Annotated in this window: 20 protein-coding genes; 5 read left to right on the top strand and 15 right to left on the bottom strand. The window is 67.8% G+C overall.

Annotated elements, in window-relative coordinates:
* Position 1: 1 nt before the first annotated feature.
* On the top strand, positions 2-1,033 hold the full coding sequence (locus Q0D93_RS00565; RefSeq protein WP_294389864.1) for a sugar kinase: 1,032 nt from the start codon (positions 2-4) through the stop codon (positions 1,031-1,033).
* Here the strand turns inward: Q0D93_RS00565 and Q0D93_RS00560 are convergent.
* Positions 1,030-2,058 (bottom strand): SDR family oxidoreductase, encoded by a 1,029-nt coding sequence (locus Q0D93_RS00560; protein ID WP_294389862.1) that lies wholly within the window; start codon positions 2,056-2,058, stop codon positions 1,030-1,032. The genes Q0D93_RS00565 and Q0D93_RS00560 overlap by 4 nt on opposite strands.
* Positions 2,058-3,137 carry a catalase family protein gene (locus Q0D93_RS00555; RefSeq protein ID WP_294389858.1) on the bottom strand — a complete coding sequence of 360 codons (1,080 nt, stop codon included), beginning with the start codon at positions 3,135-3,137 and terminating at the stop codon, positions 2,058-2,060. Before Q0D93_RS00555 ends, Q0D93_RS00560 begins: the two co-directional genes overlap by 1 nt.
* Positions 3,138-3,253: 116 nt before the next feature.
* On the opposite strand from Q0D93_RS00555, the gene Q0D93_RS00550 reads away from it, so the two are divergent.
* Positions 3,254-5,275: a TonB-dependent receptor gene (locus tag Q0D93_RS00550; protein WP_294389855.1), complete on the top strand. Its 2,022-nt coding sequence runs from the start codon at positions 3,254-3,256 to the stop codon at positions 5,273-5,275.
* Here Q0D93_RS00550 and Q0D93_RS00545 read toward each other — a convergent pair.
* Genes Q0D93_RS00545 through Q0D93_RS00510 form a run of 8 tightly spaced genes read right to left on the bottom strand, consistent with a single transcriptional unit; the run spans position 5,259 to position 10,706 of the window.
* Positions 5,259-5,981: a lysophospholipid acyltransferase family protein gene (locus Q0D93_RS00545; RefSeq protein ID WP_294389851.1), complete on the bottom strand. Its 723-nt coding sequence runs from the start codon at positions 5,979-5,981 to the stop codon at positions 5,259-5,261. The genes Q0D93_RS00550 and Q0D93_RS00545 overlap by 17 nt on opposite strands.
* A 9-nt stretch (positions 5,982-5,990) precedes the next feature.
* Positions 5,991-6,413: a Fur family transcriptional regulator gene (locus tag Q0D93_RS00540; RefSeq protein WP_294389848.1), complete on the bottom strand. Its 423-nt coding sequence runs from the start codon at positions 6,411-6,413 to the stop codon at positions 5,991-5,993.
* 37 nt (positions 6,414-6,450) lie between these two features.
* Positions 6,451-6,852 (bottom strand): GNAT family N-acetyltransferase, encoded by a 402-nt coding sequence (locus tag Q0D93_RS00535; protein ID WP_294389845.1) that lies wholly within the window; start codon positions 6,850-6,852, stop codon positions 6,451-6,453.
* A 53-nt stretch (positions 6,853-6,905) separates the two neighbouring features.
* Positions 6,906-7,520 (bottom strand): tRNA (adenosine(37)-N6)-threonylcarbamoyltransferase complex dimerization subunit type 1 TsaB, encoded by a 615-nt coding sequence (tsaB, locus tag Q0D93_RS00530; RefSeq protein WP_294389838.1) that lies wholly within the window; start codon positions 7,518-7,520, stop codon positions 6,906-6,908.
* 4 nt (positions 7,521-7,524) lie between these two features.
* Entirely contained in the window at positions 7,525-8,115 is a 591-nt protein-coding gene (locus Q0D93_RS00525; protein ID WP_294389837.1) for a malonic semialdehyde reductase, read from the bottom strand.
* 24 nt (positions 8,116-8,139) lie between these two features.
* A complete protein-coding gene (locus tag Q0D93_RS00520; protein ID WP_294389834.1) occupies positions 8,140-8,718 on the bottom strand; it encodes a NifU family protein in 579 nt (192 codons plus the stop codon).
* A 55-nt stretch (positions 8,719-8,773) separates the two neighbouring features.
* On the bottom strand, positions 8,774-9,520 hold the full coding sequence (locus Q0D93_RS00515; RefSeq protein WP_294389831.1) for a hypothetical protein: 747 nt from the start codon (positions 9,518-9,520) through the stop codon (positions 8,774-8,776).
* Between the two features lie 10 nt (positions 9,521-9,530).
* The gene (locus Q0D93_RS00510) at positions 9,531-10,706 is read right to left on the bottom strand and encodes a hypothetical protein (RefSeq protein WP_294389828.1); all 1,176 of its coding nucleotides are present in this window, start codon (positions 10,704-10,706) and stop codon (positions 9,531-9,533) included.
* 308 nt (positions 10,707-11,014) lie between these two features.
* Here Q0D93_RS00510 and Q0D93_RS00505 point away from each other — a divergent pair, with 308 nt between their 5' ends.
* A complete protein-coding gene (locus Q0D93_RS00505; RefSeq protein WP_294389825.1) occupies positions 11,015-12,352 on the top strand; it encodes a DEAD/DEAH box helicase in 1,338 nt (445 codons plus the stop codon).
* Positions 12,353-12,577: 225 nt separating this feature from the next.
* Here the strand turns inward: Q0D93_RS00505 and Q0D93_RS00500 are convergent, their stop codons facing one another.
* The 4 genes from Q0D93_RS00500 to hslV all read right to left on the bottom strand — a co-directional run bounded on the left by Q0D93_RS00500 (position 12,578) and on the right by hslV (position 17,680).
* Positions 12,578-14,884: a GH92 family glycosyl hydrolase gene (locus tag Q0D93_RS00500; RefSeq protein WP_294389823.1), complete on the bottom strand. Its 2,307-nt coding sequence runs from the start codon at positions 14,882-14,884 to the stop codon at positions 12,578-12,580.
* On the bottom strand, positions 14,884-15,510 hold the full coding sequence (locus Q0D93_RS00495) for a DedA family protein (RefSeq protein WP_294389820.1): 627 nt from the start codon (positions 15,508-15,510) through the stop codon (positions 14,884-14,886). Before Q0D93_RS00495 ends, Q0D93_RS00500 begins: the two co-directional genes overlap by 1 nt.
* A 235-nt stretch (positions 15,511-15,745) precedes the next feature.
* Positions 15,746-17,044, bottom strand: coding sequence for an ATP-dependent protease ATPase subunit HslU (gene hslU, locus Q0D93_RS00490; RefSeq protein WP_294389816.1), 1,299 nt, complete (start codon positions 17,042-17,044; stop codon positions 15,746-15,748).
* Positions 17,045-17,128: 84 nt separating this feature from the next.
* Complete coding sequence (gene hslV, locus Q0D93_RS00485; RefSeq protein WP_294389813.1) at positions 17,129-17,680, bottom strand: ATP-dependent protease subunit HslV; 552 nt, start codon at positions 17,678-17,680, stop codon at positions 17,129-17,131.
* Positions 17,681-17,869: 189 nt separating this feature from the next.
* Between hslV and Q0D93_RS00480 the strand changes: the two genes are divergently transcribed.
* Both Q0D93_RS00480 and Q0D93_RS00475 read left to right on the top strand, forming a co-directional pair.
* A complete protein-coding gene (locus Q0D93_RS00480; RefSeq protein ID WP_294389810.1) occupies positions 17,870-18,319 on the top strand; it encodes a MucR family transcriptional regulator in 450 nt (149 codons plus the stop codon).
* Positions 18,320-18,436: 117 nt separating this feature from the next.
* Positions 18,437-19,681, top strand: a complete 1,245-nt coding sequence (locus tag Q0D93_RS00475) for a multidrug effflux MFS transporter (RefSeq protein ID WP_294389808.1) — start codon at positions 18,437-18,439, stop codon at positions 19,679-19,681.
* A gap of 27 nt (positions 19,682-19,708) precedes the next feature.
* Here the strand turns inward: Q0D93_RS00475 and Q0D93_RS00470 are convergent, their stop codons facing one another.
* Positions 19,709-20,851 (bottom strand): acyltransferase, encoded by a 1,143-nt coding sequence (locus Q0D93_RS00470; RefSeq protein ID WP_294389805.1) that lies wholly within the window; start codon positions 20,849-20,851, stop codon positions 19,709-19,711.
* Positions 20,852-20,897 lie beyond the last annotated feature (46 nt).

The following is a 20,897-nucleotide window of genomic DNA, read 5'->3' as shown; positions in this document are numbered from 1 at the left end:
GATGGAACCGCGCTTCGCTCCGGAAACGAAACCCCTCGTCTGCTTCGGCGAGATCATGTTGCGCATGTCACCGCCCAATCGGGAGCTGCTGCTCCAGTCGGCCAGCTTGGCGGTATGGGTCGCCGGCGCGGAGGCGAATGTGGCGACCGGCCTCGCCCGGCTGGGCCATGCCACCCGGATGGTCAGCGCGGTGCCGGATTCGCCGCTGGGGGACGCGGCGGTGCGCGAGTTGCGGGCACAGGGTGTGGACACCTCCCCCATTCGGCATCTGCCGGGGCGGATGGGCCTGTATTTCGTCACCCCCGGCGCCGGGCTGCGGGCGACGGAAGTCACCTATGACCGCGCTCATTCCGCCTTTGCGGAAGCGGCGCCGGACGCGTGGGATTGGGACGCCTTGCTCGCCGGCGCGGGACGGCTGCATCTGTCCGGCATCACCCCTGCTTTGGGGCCAGGCGGAACCGCCGCCGCGCTGGCCGCCGCCGACGCCGCCACCCGCCTGGGCGTGCCGATCTCTTTCGACGGCAATTACCGCGCAAGCCTGTGGGAGGCGTGGGACGGCCGCCCGCGTGAGACTTTGGGCCGGCTGGTGGCGCAGGCGGACATCCTGTTCGGCAATCATCGCGACGTCGCCTTGCTGCTCGACCGCCATTTTTCCGGTGACGGCGCGGATCGGCGGCGCGAGGCGGCGGAGGCGGCGTTCGCGGCCTTCCCCAACCTGCGCCTGATCGCCTCCACCGCGCGCCATGTCCAGGATACGGACCGCCACCGCATCGCCGCGCGGGTCGACACGCCGGAGCGCGGCTTCCAGACGGACGAGATCGCCGTGTCCGGCATCGTCGACCGGATCGGCGGGGGTGACGCCTTCGCGTCGGGCGTGCTCCACGCCTTGCTCGACGGCCAATCGCTGGAGGATGTCGCCCGCGCCGGGCTGGCAGTGACCTGCCTCAAGCACAGCTTGCCCGGCGACGCGAGCCTGTTCACCCGCCGCGACGTGGACGCCTTTCTGGAAGGCGGGCTCGACGTCCGCCGTTAGGACGGTTTCGTGCCGGCTTTACGGGCGGAGGCACGCCGTACCGCGTAGAGCGCGTAACCGCCGCCCACCAACGCCGCCAGGCCGAGGCCGGTGGCCGTGCGGTGCCGCGCCGCCGCCGTATACAGGCTGACCCGCCGTCCCGACTTGATCCCCGACCGTTCCTCGCCATCCCGCGCGGCGGAGAACAGCGCATTGCCGGGCGTCGGCTGCCGCTTGGGATCGGTCAGTAGCGGCATCATGAAGCGCGACAGGTGGTCGAGCAGGCCGGGGAAGTGCGTGCCTGCTAGCACCTGCGCGCGCCCGCCGCCGCCGACGGTAATCTCCCGCCGTGGCGTCACCGCGCAATCGAGGATCGCATCCGCTACCAGATCGGGATCATAGACCGGCGGCGGGATCAACGCCTCCTGCCCCATATGGTTGGCGGCATGGCGCCCGATCGGCGTATCGATGCCGGACGGCTTGACCAAAGTGACGGAGATCGGAACCTCGTCCGTCACCAGTTCGATCCGCAGCGAGTTGATGTAGCCTTTGATGGCGTGCTTGGACGCGGTGTAGGCCCCCAGCAGCGGCGAGGGCAGGTCGGATGCGATCGACGCCACCGTGATCAGCGCGCCGCCCTGCACCTGCAACCGCCGCACGGCCTCCATCGCGCCGTTGACCACCCCGAAATAGTTGGTGCGGAACATCTGCTGATGCTCGTCCAGCGGCGTGTCCACCAGCTTGGCGTAGATCGCGACGCCGGCATTGTTGATCCAGCTGTCGATCCGGCCGAACCGGGCGATGGCGGCATTGGCGGCGTCCGTCACCGCGGCCGCATCGCCGACATCCGCGACGGAATAGCCGGCCTCCCCGCCTTCCGCCTGGATCTCGCGCACGGCGGTAGCCAGCGCCTCCTCGTTGCGGGCGACCAGCCAGGTCTTGGCCCCCTGGCGCGCCGCCTTGCGCGCGGTGGCGAGGCCGATGCCGGAACTTGCGCCGGTGATCACGATCACCTGGTCGCGCAATGGACGAAGACGGTAGCGCATCAGGCGTCCACCTCCTGCGCGGTACGCATGTTGTGGATCGGGCACCCGTTGAAGCGGCTGCGATAGCCGGAGGACAATTCATAGACCGGCTTGCGCACGCGATTCACCGCGCCGAGCGGCCGGTGCGCGTCCAGACAGTGCCAGGGGGTGAACAGCAACCTGTCCTCCCGCTGCTGCGACACACCGTTCACCCATGTCGGCTGCGCCGGTACGGTGATGCGGGCGACGGGCACGAACGGGCTGTCCCCCTCGTCCCACACCTTGGTCGGATCCTCCACCGGCATCGTGTCGAGGTCGGTGCAGAGCTGGACGCGCAGTTCCCACACGCCATCACCTTCCGCCAGCACCTCTGCAATCTCCTCGCGCAGGGCATCTGGGCGTCCCGCCACCGCCACCTTGGCATCGGCCAGGGCGGTCAGGTTCGGGGACAAAGGCGCGACCGAGAATTTGGCGACGTACTCGCCGTAACGGAATGCCGTCTGGCTGTAATAGGTGCGGCCCAGCGGATGGGTGCTGGGCGTTCCGCCCAGGCTCTTCAGCGTGGCGCTTTCCAGCCCGACCGCCTCCAGCGTGTTCTCCACACCGCGCAGCAGCAGCGACTGGGCCTTCTTCAGCCATTCGACGCGGTCGGTGGTGGCGGCCAGCAGCTTCACGTTCTGCAGGAAGAATTTGGCCGAGCCCGCGAAAAAGGCCGGTCCGTCCGCCATCACGAAATCCTGCGCGCCGTCGGGCGTGTCCACATCCAGCACCTTCAGCGCCAGTCCGCGCGGCACCACCACGCTGTCGTCCAATATGTCGCCCGGATTGGTCGAGAAGCGCAGCACCGCGTCATACGTGCCGGGCCGGGCGAACAGGCCTTGCGCCAGCGCGGACGGCAGGTCGCCCAGCACCTCGATCGTGCCGGTCACCACCGCATGACCCTTGGCATGGACGCCGCGTACGGCATGGCCATAATCCTTGGACGTGGTTTCCAGGATGTCGGTAAACGTGTCCTTCAGCCCCTGGATCGTCTCGGCCTCACCTTCCTCATGTTGTTCCACATCGGGATTGTAGCGGACGGGCGTGGCGGCGGGATGCATGGCGACTCTCCGGAAGGGACGTGCATGAACGGGCCGGGGTGGCCGACCGTTCCCGCTCCGCCCCGGCAATCACGATTGCCCCTCCCCATCGGCGTCAATCCCGCTAGAACAGGCGCATGCCTCCTGCTTTGCCGCCTGCTCCGCCTGCCGAGATCGTCGTCACCGGCCAGGGATTGGCCGGGCTGGCGGGCGATGCCGCCTATGACGTGGTCACCATCGATCGCGAGCGGCTGACCAGCAGCGCGTCCGGGCGGCTGGAGGATGTGCTGCGCGACGTGGCGGGATTCCAGCAATATCGCCGCTCGGATGCGCGCTCGGCCCATCCGACCAGCCAGGGCGCCACCCTGCGCGGGCTGGGCGGCAACGCCTCGTCGCGCGCGCTGGTGGTGCTGGACGGGGTGCCGCAGATCGATCCGTTCGGCGGCTGGGTCACCTTTACCGCCTTCGATCCGGCACGGCTGGGGCAGGTCCGCGTGACGCGCGGGGGTGGCAGCGGCGTGTTCGGGCCGGGCGCGCTGGCGGGCACGATCGAGCTGGACAGCGCCGGCCCCGACACGCTGCGGCCGGTGGAAGGCGCGCTGGCCTATGGCAGCCGCGATACGGTCAGCGCCGACGCCACCCTGTCGCACGCCTTGGGCGGCGGCTTCGCGACGCTGTCGGCAAGCTACGACCAGGGCGACGGCTTCATCCCGATCATTGCGTCGCAGCGCGGCCCCGCCGACCGCCCGGCCGACTACCGCCAGGGTACGGTGGCGGCGCGCGCGATCGTCCCGGCGGGCGGCGATACCGAGTTGCAGGCCAACATGCTGCTGCTCCGCGACGAGCGTAATCGCGGGCTGGACGGTACGGACAACACCACCACCGGCGCCGACGCCAGCGTCCGGCTGGTCGGGCGCGGACGTTGGGGGTTCGAGGCGCTCGCCTACCTCCAGATGCGGCAGTTTTCGTCCGGCTTCGCCAGCGCCAATGCGGATCGCACCGCCACGACCCAGACGCTGGACCAGTTCAGCGTGCCCGCGACCGGCATCGGCGGGCGGATCGAGCTACGCCCGCCCTTGCCCGGCGGGATCGAACTGCGCCTGGGCAGCGACGCGCGCACCACCTCGGGCGAAACCAACGAGCGTTATACCTATGTCGCGGGCCAGCCGACCCGGTTGCGCGAGGCGGGCGGGCGCACCACCACCGCCGGCCTGTTCGCCGACCTCAGCCTGCCGCTGGACGAGCGCCTGATCCTGACCGGCGGCGGCCGGGTAGACCGCTGGTGGATCGCGGACGGACGGTTGCGCGAACGGACGATCGCCACCGGCGCCCCCCTCACCAACATCGATTATGCCGACCGCAACGGGACGCAGGGCACCGCGCGCGGGGGCCTGTCCTGGAGCCCTAGCGGGCAGTGGCGGCTGCGCTCCGCCGCCTATCTCGGCTGGCGCCTGCCCACGCTCAACGAACTCTACCGCCCGTTCCGCGCCGGGGTGGACGCGACCGCCGCCAATCCGGCGCTCCGGCCCGAACGGCTGAAGGGGGTGGATGGCGGGGTCGATTGGACACCGCTGCCCAATGCCAGGCTGTCCGCCACCGCTTTCTACAACCGGCTCGACAATGCGATAGGCAACGTCACCTTGGGGCAAGGGCCCGGCAATTATCCGGGCGCCGGCTTCGTCGCGGCGGGCGGGGTCTATCGCCAGCGCGGCAATCTCGACGCGGTCCGCTCGCGCGGGGTCGAGCTGGACGGGCAGGTGACCGATGGCGAGTGGCGGCTGTCCGGTTCCTATGCCTTCACCGACGCCCGCGTGCGGGGTTCGGGGCTGACCGCGGCGCTCGACGGCCTGCGCCCGGCGCAGACGCCGCGCCATACGGGATCGCTGACCTTCGGCCGCACCGAATTGTCCGGGCTCAGCGCGGCGGCCACCGTGCGCTACGTGTCCCGCCAATATGAGGATGACCAGAACAGCCGCACGCTGAACGACGCCACTACCTTGGACCTGCTCACCCGCATCCCCCTCGGCCGCGGCCTGTCGGTCGAGGCGCGCGCCGAAAACGTGACGGGCACGCGGGTGGAGGCGACCCTGTCGGCGGACGGCACGATCGAGCGCGCGACCCCGCGAACCCTGTGGATCGGCCTCAGGCTGGGCGGCTGACGCCCAGCGCTCCGGCGATCGCCGCATGGGCCCGGGCCGCCAGCGCCTTGCGGTCGAGCGACGCGGCATCCAGCGGCGGCAGGAAGTGCAGCGTCACCGCCACCGGCGCGGGGCGGTTCAGCATCCGCCGCATCTCCTCCGAAAAGCGGGCCCCGTCCGGCCACGCAATCTCCGCCTGACGCGCGCCATAGTCGATCACGATCGGCTGGACCGGCACGGCGGCGGCGGTGGCGGAGGAGAAGAGCGGCGCACGAAACGGGTCCAGCCTCACGCCATCGCCGGTGCCTCCCTCGGGAAACAGCACCACCGGCACGCCTTCACCCAGGGCTGTCGTCACGGCGTCGGCCTGCCGTTGTGCCTCGCTCCTCTTCTGGCGCGCGACAAAGACGCTGCCGCCCTCCTTGGCCAGCCAGCCGATGACGGACCATCCGGCGATCTCCGACTTGGCGATGAACCGCGCCGGAACCCGCCCGCCCAAGGCCGGAATGTCGAGCCATGAAACATGATTGGCCGCATACAGGACGTTGCCGACCAGCGGCTGCCCCTCCAACCGCACGCGAAGGCCGAGGATCCAGGCCGCGCCCGCCAGCACCATCCGCACCCAGAATGTGCCGCGCCCGAACAGCCGGCTGACCAGGTAGGGTGGCAGGCACAGGGCCAGCAGCACGGCCAGGCTGAGGACGCGGCCGATGGCGCGCGGCGTCATGGCGGCGGCTTAGTCCTGGCGCTCGAGCGGAACGCCGTACAATTCCATGCGGTGGTCGACCAGGCGATAACCCAGCCGCTCGGCAATCTGCTTCTGCAACGCTTCCAGCTCGGCATCGACGAACTCGATCACCTCGCCGCTTTCGACGTTGATCAAATGGTCGTGATGCGCTTCCGGCGCCGCCTCGTAGCGGGCGCGACCATCGCCGAAATCGTGCCGCTCCAGAATGCCCGCATCCTCGAACAGGCGCACGGTGCGATAGACGGTGGCAATGGAAATGCCGGGATCGATCGCCGCCGAACGCGCGTGCAGCGCCTCCACATCCGGATGATCCTCGGACTCGGACAGGACGCGCGCGATCACGCGGCGTTGTTCGGTAATACGGAGTCCCTTGTCGGCGCAAAGCGCCTCGACATCAATCTTGCGCGGCATGAGCGGATGGTAAAGCCATTCCGTTGCGGAAGAAAGCCTAGCCGAGCGGCCGGGCGAGCGTGATCGCGTCGCGCAGGCCGCTTGGGCCCCGATAATAATCGCGGCGGCGGCCGATCTCCGCAAATTGCGCCTGGCGGTAGAGGTCGATCGCCTCGTTGTCGGCCCGCACCTCCAGCAGCAGACGGCGCGCGCCGCGCCGTTCGGCGTCCGCTGCCGTGCGCTCGATCAGGGCGCGGGCGACACCCTGGCGGCGCTGCTCCGGCGCCACCGCCAGCAGCAGCAGCTCCGCCTCCTCGACCAGGAAGCGGTTGAGCGCGAAGCCGACCGCCACTTCCTCCACCTGCGCAAAGGTCAGCCAGGTGTCGGGCAGCGACAGGATGCCCAGGCACTGGCCCTGGTTCCACGCCTCCCCGTAAGCGGGATCGAAGGCGCTGGTCATGACCTGCATCATTGCCGCAATGTCGGCGCTGCCGCCGTCGCGCAGCACCGGTGTCATTTGGGCAAGGCCGCGTCGGGTGCGCGCCCGTAAAGCGGGCTGGGCGGCAATGCGGCCAGTGCGGCGGGCAGACGCCACGCCTGCGCCGCCTCGGGCAGGCTCTCCTGCGCCTCGCCATGGCCCCGCGCCGCCACCAGCGCGGCCGCGCCCGAACCCAGCACCGTGCCATCCGGAACCGCTTGCGCCGCCTTCGCCGGGGGCAGGGAGGCCAGCGCCGACACGGGCGAAAGCGGTCGTGGCGCGAAACGCTGCACGAACACTTCGCCATGGCCGCCCGTCATCGCCACGCCGATCGACTCCTCGCCGCCCGCCTGCGCCGCGATCAGCGCCAGCGCGCTATAGCCGTGGACGGGCACGCCCCACGCCAGGCCGAGCGCCCGCGCCGCCGCCAGCCCGACCCGGATACCGGTGAAGCTGCCCGGGCCGCAATCGACCAGGATCGTCTCCGCGCGCGCCACGCCCGCTTCCGCCAGGATCTCGCCCAGCATCGGCACCAGCCGCTCCGCATGGCCGCGCCCGACCACTTCATGGCGCGCCGCCAGCACCCGATCGCCGTCGAGCAGCGCCGCCGAGCATGCGGCGGTCGCCGTCTCGATCACCAGTCGCTTCATGGCGTCAGACTATCTGGTTCGCGTCGTCGAAGTCGAGTCGCGGCAGCCGCGCGTGCAGCGTCGCCGGATCGCCATAGCCCAGCGTGGTGATGAAGTTGGTCTGGTAGGGGGTGCCGGCGAAGAACGCCTCTGTCACCTTGCCCGTGTCGAAGCCCGACATCGGCCCGCAATCCAGGCCGAGCAGCCGCGCGGCGACGATGAAATAGGCGCCCTGCAAGGTGGAGTTGCGGAACGCGCTTTCGCGGATCAGCGCCGCATTGCCCAGGAACCAGGACCGCGCATCGGCATGGGGAAACAGCTGCGGCAGCCGCTCGTAGAATTCCATGTCCATGCCGAGGATGGCGGTGACCGGCGCCTCCCGCACCTTGGCGGCGTTGGTGTCCGAACAATATTGGGCCAGCCGATCCTTGGCATCCCGGCCGACGCACCAGACGATGCGCAGCGGCGCCTGGTTGGCCGATGTCGGTCCCCACTTCAACAGGTCCCAGATGGCGCGCAGCTGGTCCTGGCCGACCGGCTGGTCGAGGTAATGGTTGAAGGTGCGCGCGGTGCGGAACACCCGGTCCAGCACGTCGTCGCCCAGCGGCATCGCCATCGTAATCCCCCTCGCCCGGATCGATCAGGCCGCGCGAACCTCGGTCACTTCCGGCACGTAATGCTTCAGCAACTGCTCGATGCCCTGCTTCAGCGTGGCGGTGGACGACGGACAGCCGGCGCAGGCGCCGTGCATCGCCAGGTAGACTACGCCCTTGTCGAACCCGCGATAGACGATGTCGCCGCCGTCATTGGCAACGGCCGGCCGCACGCGCGTGTCGATCAGGTCCTTGATCTGCGCGACCACATCCGCATCCTCGGGGTCGGACGGATATTCGTCGCCATCGTCGGCAATGTGGATGTCGTGCGCCGTGCCCGCGCGGAACAAGGGCGCATGGCTGGAGAAATGATCCAGCAGCACCGCCAGCACCTGCGGCTTCAGATCGCGCCAGTCGACGCCCTCGCCCGCCGTCACCGCGACGAAATCGCGCCCGAAGAACACGCCCGCCACATCGCCCAGCGAGAACAAGGCGGATGCGAGCGGCGATGCCTCCGCCTCCTCCGCGTCGGCGAAGTCGCGCGGCGGCCCCGCCTCGATCACCGGGCGGTCCGGCAGGAACTTGATGGTGGCCGGGTTGGGCGTGGCTTCGGTCTCGATCAGCATGATCGCCATGTGGGCCGGGCCGCGATGGGGATCAAGGGCGCAGACGCCCCATCCACTACATGCCGACGGCGAGCGGAAGCGGGCGCGGCCAGTCGATCAGCGTGTCCGGCCGCACCGTGTCCAGCCCATCCTCGCCATAGATTGCGTGCAGCGCGCGGGCCATGCGGTAATCCTCGATATAGTCGATATCGACGCCCGACAATTTGGACAGCTGCTGCAACACCGGCCGCTGCCCGATGAAATATTCCTGCCGCATGATGTCCGCCTTGGAACACATGTAGATGCTGTTGGTCACCTTGAACCAGTCCGGCAATTCCTGCGAGATGGTGTGGTCGCGGGTCGCCTGGTAGTTGAGCGAGCCTTCGGCGGTCCAGAAATACTCCTTCAGCAGGTTGACGCCCACCAGCGAATCGCGATCCCCGCACACCACGTCGTCATGGTAGCGGCGGAATGCGTCCAGATATTCCTGCGGGCTCATCAGCGGGCACACCACCGTACACCAGGCGACATGGTCGTGCGGAATGTCGCGGACGATGCCGGTGATGACGTCGCGGAACGGCGCGACATGGTCGGTTGCCAGCCGCAACTCACGTTCGTGCCGCGACACGCCGAACCTGGCGGCGAGGGACAGGAACTCCTCATCCTCCGAACTCAGGAAGATGCGCGCCGGATCGATCACGCGCACCAGCTGCGACAATTTCCATTCGATCAGCGACGGCGCATCGCCGAACGGCAGCATCGACTTGTTGGCGATGCGCGAACTGCCGCGCCGCACCGGCACGACGACGGCAAGATCATACATGAGACACCTCCTAGGCATTGTCGGCGTGGGCGGGACCATGGTCCGGCAGACGATCTCGGGCCGGCTGCCAGCGCGTCTCGTCGACCGCCGTCCGCGCCAGCCCGATCAGCCGCTCCGCGTCCAGCGTCGGATCCGCCGGGTCGAACACCCGGTCCAGGAAGTGAAAGGCGAACCACAAAGCCGCATCCTCCGCCCGTGCTGCTTGCGCGGTGCCGGATCGCACCGCCGCGAAAAACGGCTCGAACGCGTCATAGGATCGCATCCATGCGCCGTTCCGGAACGCGGACAGGCGCAGCAGCGAAGTGCCGAACCAGACCGGGCCGCCGAAGCTCTTGGAATCCTGCACCACGAAGCCGTCGCAATAGCGCGCCAGCTGCATCGTCATCTCGCCCCGCCTGGGCGACGACGGCAGCAACCGCACCCGGCCGCCCTGCGCGGCGACGGCGGCATGCAGCGCCCGATTGTCGCCGTGCAGCTCGTTGAGCGGATGGTTGGTGCAGGCCAGGATGCAATCCTCGCCCAGATGGGCCGCGACCGCCGCGATCAGCGCGACATTGCTCGCGAACATGCGGTGGCGTTCGAAGAACATCTCCTCATGCTCATATTCCAGCGCGACGCCGATGATCCGCTTGTCGTGCGGCAGTCCGGTGCGCGCCAGAAAGGCGGCGCGGTCGGCCGGGCCCCATTGCCGCTCCTGCTGCTCCAGCCAGGGGCGGAACAGGTCCAGCAATCGCGCTTTCTGGTCGCCGTTCAGGTCCGGCATGATGCCGTGGTCCATCAGGGTCGGCATGATCTGCGCCATGGCAGGATCGCAGTCGAACGGCGGCACCGCGCCTTCCATGACGTAGCGCACCACGCCCGGGAAGCGCGCCGGATTCAGCATGTCCGCGCTGCGGCAGAAAGTGAGGTCGGGGGCGATCGCCTCCACCAGCTCGATCAGGTCGGGATGGTCGACGTCCGGCTCGCGCAACGACCGATGGTCGTCGCCGTCGAGGACGTACCAATCCACCTGCTCCAGGTCGCTGCACTTGGCGAGGTGCTCCGGGCCGATGCCGGTATTGGACCAGAGCGGCGGCACCATCACGCTGACCTTGGCCTTCCCCGCGCAGGCGCGGATCATGGGCGCGATGATGCGTTCGAACCACCAGGGCGTCACCACCGGAAGATAGAACAGGATCGACGTCATGCCGCGTGCAGGGCCCCTCGGTTATGACACCCTTGTGCACGCGCGGTGGTTAACACGCCGCTAAGCCGGGATCGTGGGCCTGCCCCCTTGATTTTTCGCGCCATATCGATGATGTAAGGGGCAGCGCGCCGACGCAGTACCATGCGTTCCGGCCGGGCAGCGTGAACTCCCGCAGAGGATGCGGGGCGTGCCCGCCATCAGGCGCCTGTAGCTTTAGGCTTCCCTTTTCACGCGGGTCGTCTTGATGGACCCGCTTGTCGCCGCTCCCGTGCGGACGGCCGCTTGCGCTTTTGTGAAAGTGTATTCCCTTGACCAAATTCTCCGACCTCGGCCTCGCCGAGCCGCTTCAGCAGGCGCTCGCCGCCAAGGGTTATGAGACGCCGACGCCGATCCAGGCGCAGTCGATCCCGGTTCTGCTGGACGGCCGCGACCTCTGCGGCATCGCCCAGACCGGCACCGGCAAGACCGCCGCTTTCTCGCTTCCCTCGCTCCACCGCCTGTCGGCCAATCCAAAGCCGCGGCCGGCCAAGGGCTGCCGCATGCTGGTGCTGGCGCCGACGCGCGAACTGGCCAGCCAGATCGCCGAAAGCTGCTCCGCTTACGGCAAGAACCTGCGCCTTTCGGTGATGACCGTGTTCGGCGGCGTGCCGATCGCCCGCCAGATCCGCCAGCTCGCGGCCGGCGTTGACATCCTGGTGGCGACGCCGGGCCGGCTGCTCGACCTGATCGACCAGCGCGCCCTGACGCTGCGGGACGTCGAGATCCTGGTGCTGGACGAGGCCGACCAGATGCTGGACCTGGGCTTCATCCACAGCCTGAAGCGGATCCACAACCTGCTGCCGAAGAAGCGCCAGTCGCTGTTCTTCTCGGCCACCATGCCCAAGACGATCGCGGACCTGGGCGACAGCTTCCTGACCGATCCGGTCAAGGTGTCCGTCGCCCCGCCGTCGACCACGGCCGAGCGCGTCGAACAGACGGTGACCTTCGTCAACCAGGCGGAAAAGCAGGCGTTGCTGACGCTGACGCTGCAGCGCACGACCGACATGGACCGGGCACTGGTGTTCACCCGCACCAAGCATGGCGCGGACCGCGTGGTGAAGCATCTGGTCGCCGCCGGCATCGCCTGCAACGCGATCCACGGCAACAAGAGCCAGCCGCAGCGTGAACGCGCGCTTGCCGCGTTCCGCGACGGCAGCGCGCCGATCCTGGTCGCGACCGACATCGCCGCGCGCGGCATCGACGTTTCCGGCGTCAGCCACGTCTTTAACTTCGAGCTGCCGAACGTGCCGGAGCAATATGTCCACCGGATCGGCCGCACTGCTCGCGCCGGCGCGACCGGCATCGCCATGTCGTTCGTGGCGGATGACGAGCGGCCCTATCTCCGCTCGATCGAGAAGCTGACGCGGGTCAAGCCCAGCATCGTGCCGCTTCCGGAAAACTTCCTGGAGGAGCAGGCGCGCCTGCCCAAGCCGGCGAAGGGCGACGACCGTCCCGAGCGGCCCCACGGCCAGCGTTCCGGCCAGGGCCAGCGCCGCCATGACGGCGAGCGTCCTGCCGGCGGCGCGCCCAAGCGCCGCTTCGGCGGTCCCCGCGCCGGCGCACCGGGCGCGCATAAGGGCGCAGTCCGCAAGACCAGCGGTCGCTAACTACGGGTCCGCCTCCTGCCTTCATGGGCAGGGGGCATCCCGACTGGGTCGGTCCAGCTTGGTCCAGACCCATCCTGTGCTCCCGCGAAGGCGGGAGTCCAGGAGCCGCAAGGGCTGTGCTCCACGCCTGGGCTCCCGCCCCTGCGGGAGCACAAGAGGGGCGCAGCGAATTGCCGCCGCAGCCCACCATCGGCACTACGAACGCTAAAAACAGCAGCCGAAACGCTATCGGCCAAGGCTTTGCGAAAAAGGCCGCTCGCCTGCGCGGGTGGCCCATTTCGTATTGGGCGCAGCTTGCATGACGAAGCGCAGCTCGCCGCCCGTCATGATTTCCTCATGCGTGATGTAGCTGCGGGCGAGCGGCCGGCCGTTGAGCGCCACCGACCCGACATAGGGGTTCGCCTCGCTTAAACCCTCCGCAACTACCTGGAAACTCTTGCCGTTGGGCAATCTCAACGTCGCCTGCTTCACGAAGGGGCGACCGATCGCATATTGCAGGCTGCCGGGCGTCACCGGATAGAAACCCAGGCCGGTGAAGACCAGCCACGCCGACATCTGCCCCAGATCGTCATTGCCGGCGAGGCCGTCGGGGGTTGGCTTGTACTGGCTGTCGACGATCTGCTTCAGCCGCGCCTGCGTCCGCCATGGCGCACCGGCATGGTCGTAGAGATAGGCGACATGGTGGCTCGGTTCGTTGCCGTGGATATATTGGCCGATCAGCCCGGATATGTCCTCGGCATGGCTGTAATCCAGCTTTGAATTGTCGAAGTCGAACATCGCGTCCAGCTTCGCCACCGCCGCCGTGTCGCCGCCCATCGCCTTGAACAAGGCGGCCTGATCCTGCGGCACGAACCAGCTATATTGCCAGGCATTGCCCTCCGTATAATCCGACCCGTAATTGATCGCGGTCGGATCGAACGGTGTCCGGAACGTGCCACCGCTCAGCCGCGCGCGGACGAAGCCGGTCTTGGCATCGAAGCTGTTGCGCCAATAACCGGCACGACGTCCGAACTCGGCGGCGATGTCGCGCCGCCCGAGCGCGCGGGCCATGCGGGCGATGGCCCAGTCGTCATAGGCATATTCCACCGTCTTGGACGCCGCCTCCGGCTCCCGGTCGATCGGCACGAAGCCGCGCTTCATATACTCCCCGAGCCCGCCATAGGGGGCGTAGCGCGCGCTCGCGACCATCGCATCCAGCGCCTGCCCGGCGTCGAACCCGCTTATGCCCTTGAGGTACGCGTCCGCGATCACCGGCACGGCGTGGTAGCCGATCATGGTCCACGTCTCGCGTCCCTGGAACTGCCAGACGGGCAGGATGCCGAACGGGCTCACCCGCTGGCTGGCGATCAGCGAGCGGACGATGTCGCGGTTCGTCTCGGTCGGCGCGACCAGGGTCAGCAAGGGATGCTCGGCCCGGAACGTGTCCCACAAGGAGAAGGTCGACCGGAAGGTGAAGCCTTCCGCCGCATGCACCTGATCGTCGGGGCCGCGCCAGCGCCCGTCGGCGTCACCCGCAACCGATGGCGCGATCAGCGCGTGATACAATGCGGTGTAGAGGTTGGTCCGCATCGCCGCCGGCGCGTCGATCTCCACCGCGCCCAGTGCCTGCTCCCACGCCGCCTTGGCACGGGCGCGCACCGCGTCGAAGCCGCCCGCCTCGCCTTCCAGATTGGCGATCGCCCCCTGCTCATCCACCGACGAAAGCGCGACCTCGACTTCCAGCGGAGCGGTGAGCGTGCCGAAATCGAGCTGGCCGACCAGCGCACGGCCTTGCAGCTGCGCCAAGTCGTCGCTGCCCCGTCCCGGACCCTGGAAGCCCTTGTACGCCACATCCTGTTCGGTGCTGACGAAGCGGTGCCCGGTCAGCGGGGCCGAGAAGCGCATCGCGAAGTAGAGCTTCCGCGCCGGGGCCCAGCCGCGCGTCTCCCGCGCGCCGGTCAGCGTGCCATCGGGACGCAGCCGCAGCGACGACCACAATATCTTGCCCGGATAGTTGTAGAGCGAGCTGCGCAGATCGAGCACGAGATGCGCCGGCGTGCCCGCCGGGAAAGTGTAGCGATGGATGCCGATCCGCGTCCCCGCGGTCAGTTCCGCCCGCACCTTCGGATCGGCCAGCGTCACGGCATAATAACCGGGCTGTGCCGTCTCGCTGCGGTGGTCGAAGCGGGAGCGATAGCCTGACCCCGGCCGCGCGGGATCGCCCGGCTCCAGCGGCACGGTGGCGCCCACCGCCGGCATCAGCAGAAAATCGCCGAGGTCGGAATGGCCCGCGCCGGAAAAATGCGTGTGGCTGAACCCCTGGATGGTGAGGTCGTCGTAACGATAGCCCGCCGCATGGGCGTAGCAGGCCCGGATCACGCAGGAGGTGTCGGTATCCGGGCTCAGCTGTACCATCCCGAACGGCACCACAGCGCCCGGAAACGTATGCCCCTCCCCACCCGTGCCGATGAACGGGTTGACGGCGTCATACCCGGCCGCAGCCCCGACCGGGCTGGCGAGGATGATTGCCAGCGCGGTCAGGGCAATGCGCATCAACGCGTCCTTTTCTTCAGCTTGTGCCAGATGAACCAGGACACGCCGGCGATCACCACCACGCCGATCAGCGCGTCCATGCTGTGCAGGATGCGCGACAGGCGGCTGTCCGTATGCCACGCCGCGCCCAGCTTCATCCCCACCCATGCCAGGCCGAAGCACCACGGCCACGATCCGACGAAAGTGTAGAGGTGGAACTTCGCCAACGGCATCCGCGCGACGCCCGCCGGAAAGGCGATGAATGAGCGCACCGCCGGCAGCATCCGGCAGACCAGCACGGTGATGCTGCCCCAGCGCAGAAAGAACCGCTCCGCCCGGTCCAGTTCGTGGACGGACATCAGCAGATATTTGCCGTACCGCTCCACCACCGGCCGCCCGAACCTCTTGCCGACCTCATAGGCCGGGATCGAACCCAGGTTGCAGCCGATCGCGCCGGCGGTCGCCACCGCCAGCAGCTCGAACCGCCCGGTCGAAACCAGGTAGCCCGCGAACGGCATGATGATCTCCGACGGCAGCGGCACGCACGCGCTTTCGATCGCCATCAACAGGACGATGCCGAGATAGCCCCCGGCGGAAATGACCGCGATGATCCACGCGGCGATCGGAGCGATGATCTTTTCGAGCAAGACGGTCCCTTATTGCTGCAAGCCAGGCTGATCGACGACAAGAGCCGAACGGGCGTCATGCGCGCAACCGCGGAGGATGCAAGCGATCCAGGCTATCCGCAACACGCCCTCCCCGGAAATCAGGAGGCAGCCTTGGCACGGCAAAGGGAATGCCGCCAGCCCCGGCAAGGGCAAAGGCGGCGGCCGTCAGTGACGGGCGGCGCTTGACCGCCCCCACCAACGGGCCGCCGCTGGGTTACAGCACGTATTTGCTGAGGTCGGTGTTGCGCGCCACTTCGGCCAGCTGCGCCTCCACATAAGCGGCGTCCACGATCACGGTCGTGCCGACGCGGTCCTCCGCGTGGAAGCTGACGTCCTCCAGCAGTTTTTCCATCACCGTCTGCAAACGGCGCGCACCGATATTCTCGATGCTGGCATTCACCTCCGCCGCGATGCGGGCGAGCGCCGCCGTGCCGTCGTCGGTGAACTCGATCGACACCTGCTCGGTCTCCAGCAAGGCGCGATATTGCTCGGTCAGCGACGCGCGGGTGGCGGACAGGATCCGGACGAAATCCTCCTCCGTCAGCGGCTTCAGCTCGACCCGGATCGGCAGGCGGCCCTGCAATTCGGGCAACAGGTCCGAAGGCTTGGCGACGTGGAACGCCCCGCTGGCGATGAACAGGATATGGTCCGTCTTCATCGGGCCATATTTGGTGGCGACGGTGGTGCCTTCGATCAGGGGCAGCAGGTCGCGCTGTACGCCTTCGCGGCTGACCGATCCGCCGCGCACGTCGCTGACCGCGATCTTGTCCACTTCGTCCAGGAACACGATGCCGTTCGCCTCGGCATCGGCCAGCGCCACGCGCGCCACATCCTCCTGGTCCAGGCGCTTGTCCGCTTCCTCGTCGACCAGCTTGGTCCAGGCTGAGCGGACGGAAAGCTTGCGCCGCTTCATGCGGCCACCGCCCAGTTTGCCCATGATGTCGCCCAGGTTGATCATGCCGACCTGGCCGCCCATGCCGGGGATCTCCATCGGCATCCCGCCGGTATCCTCGACTTCGATCTCGACCTCCTTGTCGTCGAGATGGCCGTCGTGGAAACGCTGGCGGAAGCTGGCGCGGGTCGCCTCGGACGCATCCTTGCCGACCAGGGCGTCGATCAGGCGGGCCATCGCCGCCTCCTCCGCTTTGTCCTTCACAGCGGCGCGGCGGCGCTCCTTTTCCAGGCGGATCGATTCCTCCACCAGGTCGCGCGCGATCTGCTCCACGTCACGGCCGACATAGCCGACTTCGGTGAACTTGGTCGCCTCCACCTTGACGAACGGGGCATCGGCCAGCTTGGCGAGGCGACGGCTGATCTCCGTCTTGCCGCAGCCGGTGGGCCCGATCATCAGGATGTTCTTGGGGCTGACCTCGTCGCGCAGCTCGGGCGCAAGCTTCTGGCGCCGCCACCGATTGCGCAGTGCAACAGCGACAGCGCGCTTGGCGTCGTCCTGGCCGACGATATGCGCGTCCAGCGCGGCAACGATGGCCTTGGGGGTGAGGGAGTCGTTCATCTTCGCTTTCGGGTGTTGGTGTGACGGCGCTGCCACGTCAGCACCAGGATTGATCGATACGGGCAAGTAACGGAGCGGGCCCCGTCAGGACGCGTCCAGACTTTCCACAGTTACGTTGCCGTTGGTGAACACGCACACTTCGGCCGCGATCTGCATCGCCTTGCGGGCAATCGTCTCCGCATCCTCTTCATAATCGGACAAGGCCTTGGCGGCGGCGAGCGCGTAATTTCCGCCCGATCCAATCGCCGCAATGCCCTTCTCCGGCTCCAGCACGTCGCCATTGCCGGTCAGGATCAGGGTGACGTCCTTGTCCGCGACGATCATCATCGCTTCCAGGTTGCGCAGGAACTTGTCCGTGCGCCAGTCCTTGGCGAGCTCCACCGCCGCCCGCAGCAACTGGCCGCGATGCGCCTCCAGCTTGCGCTCAAGCCGCTCGAACAGAGTGAAGGCGTCCGCCGTCGCGCCGGCGAACCCGCCGATCACCGCGCCGTCGCCCAGCCGCCGCACCTTGCGCGCATTGGGCTTGATCACGGTATTGCCCAGGCTGACCTGGCCATCGCCGGCGACAACCACCTTGCCGTTCTTGCGTACCGACACGATCGTCGTCCCGTGCCAGCCAATCTTGTCTTCGCTCATGATTGTCCTTCCGTGCGCCGATATGGGAAGCATGTATGGCGCACGCAACGGAGCCGTTTCGGCCTCAATCAAGCAACACAACATGACCGCCGGTTCGGCCTGCCGCTAAAAACTATAGTTAAACTGATCTGGCGGGTGGCATGACCCGAAATCCCCCGTATATGGCGCGCGCTTTGCAGGAGTAACCCAATGGCGATTGAAAATCAGGAATTGATTACCCTAACTGCCGACATCGTGGCCGCGCATGTCAGCAACAACAGCGTGCCGACCGCCGAAGTCGCGACGCTGATCCAGAGCGTGTATTCCGCGCTTTCGGCGGTGGACGAGCCGGCGCCGGAACCGCAGCAGGAAAAGCCCAAGGGTGCCGTTTCGGCGCGCGCGTCGATCAAGCCCGATTATCTGGTCAGCATGATCGACGGCAAGCAGTACAAGATGCTGCGTCGTCACATCGCCCAGCATGGCTACACGCCGGAAAGCTATCGCGAAGCCTTTGGTCTGCCGCGTGATTATCCGATGGTGGCGGCCAATTACACGGAGCAGCGCCGCGCGCTGGCGCACAAGATCGGTCTCGGCCGCAAGCCGCGCGAGGCTGCCGCGCCGGTCAAGGGCGGCCGCAAGCCGCGCACCGTCGAGGCGTGACAACCCCTTTGGCCTGAAATCCCCCTTTCAGGCTGACGTGCAACGGCCGCGCATCCCCCTGCGCGGCCGTTTCCGTATGCACTTGCCGCAATGCAGCAAGCAGCCCATATCCGCTCCATGCCCGCTACCGCTGCTCCCGGCCGCCCGTCCGACCCCGGACTGCGCTTCGGCGCCTTTGTCACGCTGATCGCCAGCCTGATGGCGGTGACGCCGCTGGGGATCGACGCGATGCTGCCGGCCTTGCCCGACATCGGCCGCGCGCTGAACGTGGATACCGAAAATCATCGCCAATGGGTGATCGCCATCTATGTGCTGGGCTTCGGATCGGCGCAGCTGGTCTATGGTCCGCTGTCCGACAGCTATGGCCGCAAGCCGCTGCTGGTCGGCGGGCTGGTGCTGTTCACCATCCTCAGCATCGTCGCGGGACTGTCGACCAGCTTCCCCGCCTTGCTCGCCGCGCGCCTGTTCCAGGGCATCGCCGGCGCCGCCGGGCGGGTGCTGGTCGTGTCGGTGGTGCGCGATTGCTTTGCGGGGCGGCAGATGGCGCGGGTCATGTCGATTTCGTTCATGATCTTCCTGGCGGTGCCGATCTTCGCCCCCAGCATCGGCCAGGGCATCATGCTGTTCGGCAATTGGCGGCTGATCTTCTTCTTCCTGGCGGGGTTCGCGGCGCTGATCGCGTTGATGGCCGCCTTGTATCTGCGCGAAACATTGCATCCGCAATTCCGCCGCCCGATTGCGGCGACCGCCATCGCCGATGCGGTGAGGCGCACGCTGAGCAATCGCAACGCGCTGGGCTATACCCTGGCGCTCAGCTGCGTGTTCGGAGCGTTGATGGGCTTCATCAATTCCATCCAGCAGATCTTCACCGACATCTTCCACGCGCCGGCCCGGTTTCCGCTGGTGTTCGCCTGCATCGGCATCGCGATGGGGATCGCCGCCTACACCAACAGCCGCGTCGTGGAGCGGCTGGGCACGCGCAAGGTGTCGCACAGCGCCCTGATCGGCATGATCGTGCTGGGCGGCATCCACACCGCCGTCGGCTTGAGCGGCTATGAAACGATGCTGAGCTTCACCCTGCTGCAAAGCGCGACCATGTTCTGCTTCGGCCTGCTCGGCTCCAATTTCGGGTCGATGGCGATGGAGGAAGTGGGCGAGATTGCCGGCACCGCGTCCTCCATCCAGGGCTTCGTGTCGACCTGCGGCGGGGCGCTGCTCGGCCTGCTCGTCGGTCAGTCATTCAACGGCACCACCGTGCCGCTGACGCTGGGCTTCCTGCTTCTGGGCGGGCTGGCGCTGCTGATCGTGTTCGTGACGGAGCGGGGCCACCTGTTCCAGGCGCATCGGAGCCACGCCGTTTGATCCCGTGACGGCGGTGCGGGACGCGCATCAGCCCGGCACCACGCCCTGCCCGCCCGCGACCTGCACCTCGCCGCGCGGCGACCGACTGGCATGGCGCCGCGCCAGCCGACGCCCCAGGGCGATGCCGGGACGTTCGATCGCCTGGAAGCACGCCCATGACAGGGCCAGGGTCACGGCCAGGGTAAAGCCGATCTTCGCCAAATCCGGCGTCACACCGGCGCACAGCGCCATGGCGATCGGGTGCAGCAGGTAGATGGACAGGCTGATCGATCCCAGCCACGCCAGCACGCGATTGTTCATCACCCGCGACCGGCGTACCGGCGGCAACAGGGCGGCAAGGAACAGGACCGGCGCGATCAGCCAGGGCCAGAAGGATTGGCCGAAGCTGATCGCGGGATGGCGAAAATAGCCGAAGCTGACGGCGTTCGCGCCGGCCATCACGATCAGGAACGATGCCGCGCTGGCACCGAACGGGCGGTTGCCGATCTCGCCCATGAACCAGCGGCAGGCCTGGAAGCCAGTGATCGCCGCATAGATCATCCCCACCCGCCCCAGTGGCAGGCGCGTGCCGGTGACGAGCGAAACGAGAACCAGCGCCACCATCCCCAGCGGCATTGCCACCGCAAGGAAGGATCCGGATCGCCCGCTTAGCCGTCGCCACGACAGGGCGAACAGCCCGTACCAGCCGAATTCCAGGATCAGGGTCCATGTCACGCCCAGGAAGGCGGGCATGCCGACGAAGTCCTGCACCAGCAGCAGGTTGGCAACCCACGCGCCCACGCTTGCCCGCCGCACCAGCGATCCCCCGCCGCCGAGCATCAGGTCCACCATCGCCCACAAGGCAAAGGCGAACAGCAGCGCCGGATAGATCCGAAACACCCGCCGCAACGCGAAACTGACCGGTTCCAGCCCGCCGCGAACCGAGATCGGCATCACGAAACCGCTCACGAGGAAGAACAACACCACCCCGAACACGCCGGGGCTGAAATCCGTCAGGTGCCGCAGCAGCGGGACGTCCGACCCTTCACACACATGCTGCATCACCACCGCCGACGCCGCCACGCAGCGGAGCGTATCGATGAAGTCCACCCTCTTCTCGGCCCGCGCCGACACCGGTGGTTGCGACACGTCGCGCCGCTTCAGCACCCATTCCGGGCGTGCCGTGGTCATGCGTTCCCCCCATCGCTCAGATGGCCAACCCCTGGTTGGAGCCGGA

Source organism: uncultured Sphingomonas sp. (assembly GCF_934560975.1).
Taxonomy (GTDB): domain Bacteria; phylum Pseudomonadota; class Alphaproteobacteria; order Sphingomonadales; family Sphingomonadaceae; genus Sphingomonas_I.
This window is presented reverse-complemented; position numbering and strand designations above follow the sequence as displayed.